This is a genomic window from Paenibacillus sp. J31R109 (assembly GCF_059692055.1).
Genome location: NZ_JCAUAR010000042.1, coordinates 1 through 2,874 on the forward strand (window position 1 = coordinate 1; position 2,874 = coordinate 2,874).

The 2,874-nt window shown below is 43.6% G+C and carries 3 protein-coding genes; all 3 read right to left on the bottom strand.

What is annotated here, in order from left to right:
* Window positions 1-117: 117 nt before the first annotated feature.
* Window positions 118-1,284: an epoxide hydrolase family protein gene (locus AC58QT_RS35925; protein ID WP_497413116.1), complete on the bottom strand. Its 1,167-nt coding sequence runs from the start codon at window positions 1,282-1,284 to the stop codon at window positions 118-120.
* 291 nt (window positions 1,285-1,575) lie between these two features.
* On the bottom strand, window positions 1,576-2,103 hold the full coding sequence (locus AC58QT_RS35930; protein ID WP_497413117.1) for a cysteine hydrolase family protein: 528 nt from the start codon (window positions 2,101-2,103) through the stop codon (window positions 1,576-1,578).
* A 130-nt stretch (window positions 2,104-2,233) separates the two neighbouring features.
* Complete coding sequence (locus AC58QT_RS35935) at window positions 2,234-2,620, bottom strand: hypothetical protein (RefSeq protein ID WP_497362728.1); 387 nt, start codon at window positions 2,618-2,620, stop codon at window positions 2,234-2,236.
* Window positions 2,621-2,874 lie beyond the last annotated feature (254 nt).

A 2,874-nucleotide genomic window follows, 5' to 3' on the forward strand; every position in this document is an offset into this window, starting at 1 on the left:
GTTTCGGGATACATGGTTCCGTCGTTCCCATCCTCGGTTGTAAAGTTAAGATTACTGATGTAATCTCCTGCTTTTCACACTGTTGGTGCTTATAGCAGAACTTGTCGTACTTACCCGTTAGCGAAATCTTCGGAAGAAGGCCTGGATGTCAGGGATTAGAATATCCGGCGCATCCATCGCGGCGAAATGGGTCCCACGTTCAAATTCCGACCATTGTACAATATTCGTATTGTCACGTTCAGCAAAACGCTTCATCGATTTGAAATCATGTCCGAACACAGCCACACCTGTCGGAGTCGTATTCGGTCCCTGCGACTCCTGCCCGTGGTTGTGCGCATTCTCATAATACAAGCGAGTGGACGATTCCGCCGTATTGGTCAACCAATACAAAGTGACGTTAGTCAGGAATGCATCCCGATCGATAAAATCCACATGGTCGCCAAAGCCGCAAAATAACTCGGCAATCCAAGCAAGCTGACCTGACGGAGAGTCCGCAAGCCCATAGGAGAGTGTTTGCGGCCGTGTGGATTGGATCGAATTAAAGCCCGCCCGTTCATGGAAATTAGCCAGGAATTGAAGTTTCTGTTGATCTTCTTTCGATAAGTCCGCCATCTCCGCCGGATCTCCGGAAGGGAAAGAAAACAGCTGCAACACATGTATGCCGCGAAGACCTTCCGGCTTCTGAATTCCAAGTTCTCTGGACACAAGTGCGCCGCAATCGCTGCCGTGTGAACCATATTCCGTATATCCCAAGCGCTTCATTAAGGTATCCCATGCTTTAGATATGCGAGCTATATCCCATCCGGCTTCAAGAACTGGACCCGAGAACCCAAATCCAGGTACGGAAGGGATGACCAGGTGGAACGCTTGGGCCGGATCGCCGCCGTGACTGCGCGGATCGCTGAGCGGGCCGATTAGTTCCAAGAACTCGACAATCGAACTGGGCCATGCGTGGGTAAGTAGTAATGGAAATGCGTCAGGTTCAGGCGAACGAACATGTAAAAAATGAATGTTGGCACCTTCGATAGTCGTAGTGAATTGAGGGTACTCATTCAGGCGAGCTTCGAATTTACGCCAGTCATATTCTTTCTGCCAATAGGATGCTAACTCTTTCACATAGTCGAGCGAAACCCCATATTTCCAGCCAGCTCCGCCTAACGCCTCTGGCCAACGAGTCCGAGACAACCGATTCTGAAGGTCATCAAGATCGTCTTGCGGTACGGAGATGTGGAACGGCTGAATTTCTGTGCTTACCTCGGAAATGATTTGTCTAGAATTTGTCATGGAATTTCCTCCTTGAAATGGGTCCGTTTGTTGTGCTTACAATACCTATATTAAACCATGCACCCTGACAACATTATGTCAGGGTGCATGCTTGACGAAACTTTTTATTATAAAATTTTTCGATGCGAATACAATTCGATCGATTGAGCGAAAAAAGAAAGTGCCCTCCAAGAATCGGAACTATACTGCCCGTTAGGTGAGCGAAAGGCTGCCGATTGTGCCGGCAGCCTCCCATTATTGTGTATTGAACAAATGTTCCTTCGTTAGCGCAATGGAGTGACGCGCAACTTCTTAAAACTGAATCTTTGAGCTTTCTTTTACTTCTGCAAACCAACATAGAAGATTGTTGTGATGCTTTATAATTTGCTCAGCATCTAACTCGCCCCTCTTCCACGTACTGTGAGCATCTTTGACGAGAACCACGTTATATCCTAGACTCCGAGCTCGCCGACAAGTCGAGTCAATACAAAGTTCAGTTTGAATACCAGTCAGAAAAATCTGCTTTACTCCCATATTCAACAGTTCCTCTTGTAAATTGGTTTCGTGAAAAGAATCTGGTGTATTCTTTTGTATGATTGTATCCCCAACATTAGGGCGAATTGCAGGATGAATTTCCCATCCAGGTGTCCCTGGTTCGAGTGGTTTTCCAGGTCTAGCGTTATGTTGAACGTAAATGACCCTCGTCCCATCGGAACGCGCCTTATCAATTAGTGATGTTATATTCTCTATTAAAACATCAGCTTGATGTACTGGGTCACTTATATTAAACATTCCAACTTGTACATCAATGACCAATAAAGCAGCTAAAATTTTATCCATATTTTTCTCCTCCTTATATTTGAGATTCGATAAATAACTTTAACTATCCTGCCCGTTCGTGAGCAAAAGGCTGCCGATCGTACCGGCAGCCTTCTCTTGATGTCTATTATGCTATCGTTCTGCGTTAGCGTCATGAATATCCTTTTTTTATCCTATTGTAATTTATTAATTCCTTGAGCCAAATTTCAATTAGTTTCCTAAACCCACCCGTTTCAATCAGAGATTCATATGGGATATCTAATGTTCCTTCTCTTTCTAACTCATCTTCCAGAAAGTGATTATAAACGCGTGAATAATCACTCTTTATTTCAACTCCAAATACATTCCCGTACCAGTCATAATATTCTTCTTGCCCAGATAATATTTTATCTATTTCATTAGTAACAAGTTTCATATCTGCCTCTGTATGTATTTCAGTCTGTAAAAATCCAGAAACAATACTTAAACCTTCTGGTAACGTAATTCTTAAACTATTTGCATTTCTTGTATCTATCCAGAATTCATATTTGTATTTCATACAAAATTACCTCCCAAACTGATGAACCATCATTTCCAGTTATTTTTACTTTCTCAATTCATACTCTGTCTCTAACCCATTGTAACCTGCACGTTAGCACAAAAGACTGCACTGCGGCAGCCTTTTTAGGTTATACAACTATCGGTTTGCAATAGGTAAGCATTTGAAGTGATCTCCAGCTTTTCCCCTGCTCCGCACGGAGCGTGCCTGTTTCCAAGCACTCCGCGGTCCATCTAACTGAATTTACTAAATCA